Genomic DNA, 7,046 nt, shown 5'->3' on the forward strand with positions numbered 1-7,046 from the left:
GGGGGTCGGGCTACACGATGCCGTTTCGGATCGCGTAGACGGTGAGTTCGGCGTTGTTGGCCAGGTGCAGCTTTTCGAGCACGCGCGCGCGGTAGACGCTCACGGTCTTGGGGCTGAGCATGAGTTCTTCGGCGATGTCCGAGAGCTTCTTGCCCGAGGCGATCTTCTGCAGGGTCTGCAGTTCGCGCTCGGACAGGCTGGCGTGCAGCTCTTCGCTTTCGGGGGCGTTGAGCGTGTCCACCAGCATCTGCGCGACGTCGGCCGTCACGTACTTGCGGCCCTGCATCACGGTGCGGATGGCGGCCACCAGCTCGGCGGGCTCGCCCGCCTTGTTCAGGTAGCCTCGCGCGCCCGCGCGCAGGCAGCGGATGGCGTACTGGTCTTCCGGGTACATGGAGACCACCAGGGTCTTGACGGCAGAGCCCTCCTCCTTGAGCGCGCCCAGCACCTCCAGGCCCCCGCGCCCGGGCATGTTGAGGTCGAGCACGAGCACGTCGCACTCGACCTTGCGCATCACGTCGCGCAGTTCGGGGTAGCTGCCGGCCTCGCCGACCACCTGGATGTCGGTGGCTTCCGAAATGGTGTCGCGGATGCCGCGCCGCACCATGGCGTGGTCGTCACACAAAATCACCTTGATCATGGGGCTCCTCGTCGGCCTGGGCCGCATTGTGCGGGTTGCTGGAAGTCTGCAAGGGTATCGACAGAATGACCGAGGTGCCCCGGGGCGAGGAGCTCACGTCGAGCCAGCCACCCACCTTGGCGGCGCGCTCGCGCAGGCCGAGCAGGCCAAAGGACTTGGCCTTGCGCAGGGCGTGCGCGTCCAGGCCCTTCCCGTTGTCGGTCACTTCAAGGGTCAGCACGCCTTCGCGGTCGCTCAGGTCGATGTCGACCGCGCTGGCCTCGGCGTGCTTCTGCACATTGGTCATGGCTTCCTGGGCGGTGCGGTAGGCCACCAGCTGGAGTTCGCGCGGCACGTCCAGCGTCTCGGAGGAGCGCCGCACCACCACCCGAAGGCCGGTGCGCCGCTCGAAGCCCGAGGCCAGCCAGAGCACGGCGGCGACCAGGCCCTGGTCGAGGATGGGCGGGCGCAGGTTCATCATGATGCGCTGGCTCGCGCCCAGGGCGTGCTGCAGCATCTCCATGGCCGAGCCCAGGTGGCGCTGGATATCGTCCTGCTCCACGTGCCGGCCGACCCAGGCCAGGTCCAGCTTGACGGCGGCCAGCGCGCCACCGATGTCGTCGTGGATCTCGCGCGCGATGTCGGCGCGCTCCTGCTCGATGCTGGTCTGCAAGTGCTCGGCCAGTTCGGCCAGGCGGCGGCGCGACTCGGCCAGTTCGGCGTCGGCCGCGGCCTTGGCACGGCGGGTTTCGCTGACCTCGATGGCACGCTCGATCACGTGCGAGAGGCGGTGCATGCTGTCCTTGAGCAAGTAATCGCTCACGCCCCGGTGCATGACATCGACCGCCGCCGTTTCACCGATGGCACCGGAGAGGATGACGAAGGGGATGTCCAGCTTCATCGCCCGCACCTCGTCCCAGGCGTCCATGCCGGTGAAGCCGGGCAGGTGGTAATCGGCCAGCACGATGTCGTAGGGGGCGCTCTGCAGTTCGCGGCGGAAGTCCTCCAGCGTGTCCACCAGCACCACCTCGCTGGCGAGCTGGCTGCGCTGCAGGGCGAATTTCACGAGTGCGTGGTCCACCCGCGAATCCTCCAGATGGAGGATGCGGACAAAGCGCTTGTCCGGGGTGGGAGACGGTCCGCTCATGCTGCTGTTCTCGGGGGATGAATGCCACTTTGCGCCCAGGGCTGGGCCGGCAACGCGGAAATTGGTGCTGAATTCGGCCCGTTATCTGTCGATACAGGGTCGGACAGCTGTTGAAAATTGTAATCCCCACCCAGTCGCCGAGCGCCCCACCACCCACCATGGAACTACCGACGATGCAGCAGACCCCGCCGTCTGTCTCCCTGCCCGTGAATCTGGTGGCCGACCTCCAGGATTCGCTGCTCATGGCCATGACGGACCTGCAGCGCCTCGAAGGCCTGCTCGACCACGCCACCAGCAACCTGCTGGAACGCTTTGGTTCGGCCAACCGGGCCCTGGGCCACCTCAGCGCCGAACGGGGCGAGGAGCTCGGGCCGATCCGCCAGACCCTGCACCAGGCCGTGACCGAATTGCAGTTTCACGACATGGCGACCCAGCTGATCGTGCACACCGGCAAGGTGCTGCAAAGCTGCGCCTGGCGCCTGGCCGACCAGACCATGGAGCCCGAGGAAGGCGAGGTGCCGATGGACGTCGACCCCATGCCCGAGCGCCCCAGCCCCGTGACCCAAAGCGAGATGGACGCCGGTTCCATCGACCTGTTCTGAGCACAGGCCGATTCAAGCCTTTGCCCCAATTGCCGATATTTGATTCCAAACGGAGTAAGCCATGCGATCGATTCTTGCCGTAGACGACTCGGCGTCCATGCGAAAAATGGTGTCCTTCACCCTCACTGGGGCGGGCTACCACGTGGTCGAGGCCGTGGACGGTCAGGACGCCTGGGAAAAAGCCCAGACGCACAGCATCGACCTGGTGCTGACCGACCAGAACATGCCCAACATGGACGGGCTGGGCCTCACGCGCAAGCTGCGCGAGCACAGCAAGTTCAAGACCGTGCCCATCCTGATCCTGACCACCGAGTCCAGCGACCAGATGAAGCAGCTCGGCCGCGCGGCCGGCGCCACCGGGTGGCTGGTCAAGCCATTTGATCCGGGTCGCCTGATCGAAGTGATCCAGAAAGTCATCCGCTAACCATGGAAAACACCCCCGCAGAGCTTTGCGCCACCCCCTCGACGGGGCACCAAGCCGGTTCTCCGGTGCCCCTCGACCAGGCACGCCAAGCCACCACCGCACGCAAGGAGTTTCACCATGGGTGAAATGATGAACGAGGGCCAGAACCTCGGCAACGACATCGACCTGAGCCAGTTCTACTCGATCTTTTTTGAAGAAGCCGGCGAGAACCTCGACCAGATGGAGCAGATGCTGCTCGCGCTCGACCTGGAGAAGGCCGACGACGAGGAGCTCAACGCCATCTTCCGCTGCGCGCACTCGATCAAGGGAGGCGCGGCCACCTTCGGCTTTGCCGACGTGGCCGAACTCACGCACCAGATGGAGTCGCTGCTGGACAAGCTGCGCCGCCACGAACTGACGCCCACGGCCGCCATGGTGGACGTGCTGCTGGAATCGTCCGACGCGTTGCGCGGCCTGCTCGGCGCCCACCAGGGGCGCGCCGGCGAGCCTCCCGCCACGGCGGCCCTGGTGGCGCGCATCAGCGTGCTGGCCCATGGCGAAGAGGCCGAAGCCCACGCGCAGGAAGCGCCGGCGCCGGCTCCGGTGGTGGTGGCCGCGGCACCCGCGCCCGCACCCGTGGCCGCACCCGCTCCGGTGCGCAAGGCCGCCAAGGCCGAGCGCGAGCTGGAAATCCACGTCGGCCCGCTGGACAACCCGGCCTCGGCCGACGGCATCGCCGAGCTGTTCCGCGACATTCCCGGCCTGGGCACCATCGAGCCCCTGCCCTGCGACCTGAGCACCCGCCGCGTCTGGCGCGCCCGCACCTCGGCCAGCGACAGCGACCTGATGGACCTGTTCACCTTCCATGTGGGCAAGGACGACATCCGCATCGTGGAACAACAGGCGCAGCAGGCGCCGAACATCACCATCGGCGAAGACGGCGAGCCCATGGGCTCCGGCCACCCGAACCCGACGACCGAAGGCCGCGACTACGGCTTCTTCGAAGGGGCTCCCGGCGTGCCGGCGCGCGCTGCCGCACCCGCCGAGGGGGCTGCCCCCAAGGCCGCGCCCAAGGTGGAGGCCCGCGCCCCCGCCGGAGCCGGCCTCGAATCGAGCACCTTGCGCGTCTCGGTGAGCAAGGTGGACCAGCTCATCAACCTGGTGGGCGAACTCGTCATCACCCAGGCCATGCTCGCGCAGAAGAGCCGCGAGCTCGACGACAAGGACAACCAGCCCCTGCTGGCCGGCCTGGCCGACCTGGACCGCAACACCCGCGACCTGCAGGAAGCGGTGATGTCGATCCGCATGATCCCCATGTCCGTGGTCTTCAACCGCTTCCCCCGCATGCTGCGCGACCTCGCCACCAAGCTGGGCAAGAAGGTGGAGCTCGTCACGCAGGGCGAATCGACCGAGCTCGACAAAGGCCTGGTGGAGAAGATCACCGACCCCCTGACCCACCTGATCCGCAACAGCTGCGACCACGGCATCGAGATGCCGCAAGAGCGCCGCGCCAAGGGCAAGAGCGAGAGCGGCACGATCACGCTGTCGGCCACGCACGAGGGCGGCTCGATCCTGATCGAGGTGCGCGACGACGGCAAGGGCCTCTCGCGCGAGAAACTGCTGCACAAGGCCCGCGAGAAGGGCATCGACGCGCCCGACACGCTGACCGACAGCGAAGTCTGGAACCTGATCTTCGCGCCCGGCTTCTCCACCGCCGAGGAAGTGACCGACGTGTCCGGCCGCGGGGTGGGCATGGACGTGGTCAAGAAGAACATCACCGCGCTCAACGGCACGGTGGAGATCGATTCGGCCGAGGGCTTCGGCATGCGCGTCTCGGTGCGCCTGCCACTGACGCTGGCCATCATGGACGGCATGTCGGTGCGCGTGAGCGACGAGGTGTACATCCTGCCGCTGTCCAACGTGATCGAATCGTTCCAGATCAAGCCGAGCGACATCAACACCATGGCGCAAGGCGCCCAGGTGGTGAAGGTGCGCGAAGAGTACATGCCCGTGGTCGAACTCGAGCGCGTGTTCCAGGTGCCGCGCTTCGAATTCAACGGCACCAGCCCCATCATGGTGGTGGTCGAGGCCGAAGGCTCGCGCGTGGCGCTGATGGTGGATGAACTGCTGGGCCAGCAGCAGGTGGTGATCAAGAACCTGGAGTCCAACTACCGCAAGGTGCCCAATGTCTCGGGCGCCACCATCCTGGGCGACGGCAAGGTCGCCCTGATCCTGGACACCTCCGGTCTGGTGCGCCGCTCGCGCCATTGATATGTTGAACACCCCCTCCGCGCTTCGCGCGACCCCCTCGAGGGGGCAACACCAGCGGCCCGGCGCAGCCGGTTCCGCGGTGCTTCTGGACAAGGCACGGTCCGCCCCCGAAGACGGCCCCCTGACCGAAGGCCGCGAATTCGTCTGGTCCAACGACGACTTCACGCGCATCAAGGCCCTGATCTACAAGAAGGCCGGCATCAGCCTGCACGACGGCAAGCACGCCATGGTCTACAGCCGTGTCTCTCGCCGCCTGCGCGAGACCGGCCACGACAGCTTCAAGACCTACCTCGACTGGCTGGAGAAGCACGACGGTGCCGAGTGGCAGGAGTTCATCAACGCGCTGACCACGAACCTCACCGCGTTCTTCCGCGAATCGCACCACTTCGGCATCCTGCACGACTTGCTGGCCGCCAAGCGCACGCAGGCCTGGCGCATCTGGTGCTCGGCCGCCTCCACCGGCGAGGAGCCCTACTCCATCGCCATGACGGCCACCGAGGCGCTGGGCACCTCGGGCAGCTTCCAGATCGTCAACAGCGACATCGACACCAAGGTGCTGGCCACCGCGCAGCGCGGCATCTACAAGGCCGACGGCGTCAAAGGCCTGAGCCCGGAACGCCTGCAGCGTTTCTTCATGCGCGGCAAGGCGGGCAACGCCGGCCTGATGCGCGTGAAGCCCGAACTGCAGAAGCACATGGAATTCCTCAGCGTCAACCTGATCGAGAACCTGCCCTTTCGCGAGCCCTTCGACGTGGTGTTCTGCCGCAACGTGATGATCTACTTCGACGCGGCGACGCAGCGCGCCGTGCTCGAGCGCATCCATCGCGTGATGAAGCCTGGCGGCATGCTGTTCGTGGGCCACGCGGAGAACTTCAGCGACGCCCGCAGCCTCTTTGCCCTTCGCGGAAAGACCGTGTATGAGCGCATTTGATGCCGTTGCCACGCGCCCCGCGGCGGGCAACACCCGTCTGGCGGCTCTCAAGGCGCGTTCCCCCAAACCTGGCGAGGCCAGTTTCTTCTACCACGACCACCACTTCAAGCACGACGCGGTCAAGGTGCTGCCCGGCGAGTATTTCGTGACCGGCGACGACCTGGTGGTGATGACGGTGCTGGGCTCCTGCATCGCCGCCTGCATCTGGGACCCGCGCGTGCGCGTCGGAGGCATGAACCATTTCATGCTGCCCGACGGTGGCAACGATTCGAGCGGCCGATACGGCTCCTACGCGATGGAACTGCTGATCAACGAGATGATCAAGCTCGGCGCCCGGCGCGAGACCATGCAGGCCAAGGTGTTCGGTGGCGGCCAGGTGATGCACACCTTCACCACCATGAACGTCGGGGAGCGCAACACCGCCTTCGTGCTCGACTACCTGCAGACCGAGCGCATCGCCGTGGTTTCCAAGGACGTGCTCGACATCTACCCGCGCAAGGTGTGCTACTTCCCCGCCACGGGCAAGGCCATGGTCAAGCGCCTGGCGCACTCGCACCCCGAAACCATCGAGACCCAGGAACGCAAGGCCAGTGCGGCCGTCGTGGTCAAGGCCACGGCCGGCGGCTCGGTGGACCTGTTCTAAGGGAGAAAACAACATGGCAAAGATCAAGGTCGTCGTGGTCGACGACTCGGCCCTGGTGCGCAGCCTGCTCACCGAAATCATCAACCGGCAGCCCGACATGGCCTGCATCGGTGCGGCCAGCGACCCGCTGGTGGCGCGCGAGATGATCCGCGAACTCAACCCGGACGTCATCACGCTCGACGTGGAAATGCCGCGCATGGACGGCCTGGAATTCCTCTCGCGCCTCATGCGCCTGCGGCCGATGCCGGTGGTGATGGTCTCCACCCTGACCGAGCAAGGTGCCGAGATCACGCTGCGCGCGCTGGAGATGGGCGCGGTCGATTTCGTGGCCAAGCCGCGCATCGGCGTGAGCAGTGGCCTCAACGAGCTGGCAGGCGACATCGTCGACAAGATCCGCGTGGCGGCCAAGGCCCATGTGAAGCGGCTGGCG

General features: G+C 66.5%; 8 protein-coding genes. 6 read left to right on the top strand and 2 right to left on the bottom strand.

All coding sequences use genetic code 11. From position 1 onward, the window contains the following. Positions 1-10: 10 nt before the first annotated feature. On the bottom strand, positions 11-640 hold the full coding sequence (locus KIT86_RS17515) for a response regulator transcription factor (RefSeq protein ID WP_297400685.1): 630 nt from the start codon (positions 638-640) through the stop codon (positions 11-13). Then, on the bottom strand, positions 618-1,766 hold the full coding sequence (locus KIT86_RS17520) for a response regulator (RefSeq protein WP_297400686.1): 1,149 nt from the start codon (positions 1,764-1,766) through the stop codon (positions 618-620). The genes KIT86_RS17515 and KIT86_RS17520 overlap by 23 nt, the downstream gene beginning before the upstream one ends. A gap of 158 nt (positions 1,767-1,924) precedes the next feature. Here KIT86_RS17520 and KIT86_RS17525 point away from each other — a divergent pair, with 158 nt between their 5' ends. The 6 genes from KIT86_RS17525 to KIT86_RS17550 form a co-directional block, all read left to right on the top strand. Next, positions 1,925-2,368: a hypothetical protein gene (locus KIT86_RS17525; protein WP_297400687.1), complete on the top strand. Its 444-nt coding sequence runs from the start codon at positions 1,925-1,927 to the stop codon at positions 2,366-2,368. A gap of 61 nt (positions 2,369-2,429) precedes the next feature. Beyond that, a complete protein-coding gene (locus tag KIT86_RS17530) occupies positions 2,430-2,792 on the top strand; it encodes a response regulator (RefSeq protein WP_297400689.1) in 363 nt (120 codons plus the stop codon). Positions 2,793-2,909: 117 nt separating this feature from the next. Next, positions 2,910-5,042, top strand: coding sequence for a chemotaxis protein CheW (locus KIT86_RS17535; RefSeq protein ID WP_297400691.1), 2,133 nt, complete (start codon positions 2,910-2,912; stop codon positions 5,040-5,042). A gap of 79 nt (positions 5,043-5,121) precedes the next feature. After that, complete coding sequence (locus KIT86_RS17540) at positions 5,122-5,973, top strand: CheR family methyltransferase (protein ID WP_297400693.1); 852 nt, start codon at positions 5,122-5,124, stop codon at positions 5,971-5,973. Next, positions 5,960-6,616, top strand: a complete 657-nt coding sequence (gene cheD, locus KIT86_RS17545; protein ID WP_297400695.1) for a chemoreceptor glutamine deamidase CheD — start codon at positions 5,960-5,962, stop codon at positions 6,614-6,616. Before KIT86_RS17540 ends, cheD begins: the two co-directional genes overlap by 14 nt. 13 nt (positions 6,617-6,629) lie before the next feature. Further along, a partial coding sequence (locus KIT86_RS17550) for a response regulator (protein WP_297400697.1) occupies positions 6,630-7,046 on the top strand: 417 nt, incomplete at its 3' end.

This window comes from Hydrogenophaga sp., from assembly GCF_026125825.1.
Lineage (GTDB): Bacteria > Pseudomonadota > Gammaproteobacteria > Burkholderiales > Burkholderiaceae_C > Hydrogenophaga.